The sequence below is a fragment of the Arcobacter sp. genome, assembly GCF_050300555.1.
Classification (GTDB): domain Bacteria; phylum Campylobacterota; class Campylobacteria; order Campylobacterales; family Arcobacteraceae; genus Arcobacter.
Genome location: NZ_JBNKXY010000381.1, coordinates 1 through 539, shown reverse-complemented (window position 1 = coordinate 539; position 539 = coordinate 1). Strand labels below are relative to the sequence as shown.

The 539-nt window shown below is 35.3% G+C and carries 1 protein-coding gene; it reads left to right on the top strand.

Annotation, left to right across the window (positions count from 1 at the left end; genetic code table 11):
- On the top strand, positions 1-219 hold a 219-nt coding region (locus ACQY5W_RS13545), incomplete at its 5' end, for a hypothetical protein (RefSeq protein ID WP_428025495.1).
- Between the last annotated feature and the right edge of the window lie 320 nt (positions 220-539).

Genomic DNA, 539 nt, shown 5'->3' with positions numbered 1-539 from the left:
TCGGGCACGCGCTTTGCCGCACCGGCAGGCATGGGCCGGGCCATTGTGCTACTGGGCCAGGCCGAAGGATGGAAGCTGTGGGCCACAGTGCGGCCTAGCACTGTGCGCCCGGGTTTTATTTTTTTCATTTTTGTTTATATTTCCAGAAATTGTTGCAACCTTCTAAAATCTCTAGAAAATAAAATAAAATCCATAAAAATACAAAATAAACTTCTATAGAATCCTCAAGAGCAAATCTGTCCAATGAGCTTGACCTTATCATATTTTACTCATTTTTGCATTGTACAAAATTACAAGAACTCAAATACTAAAGTATTTATTTACAAATATCTATACCTGTTCATACTCTGAATTTTTGCATGCATGTTCATATCATGGTCAGTAGTTTATACAAAAATACTCATAATTATTTCCTGCTTAGAATAATTGCTAGGATTTAATTTCTATTCCTGCAATAAATAAATTGTAGAAAATAGAATAGGCATAGGAAAATATTCATTCTTGGTAGAATGCTTCCTTGTACTGTTTAATACCTTCAT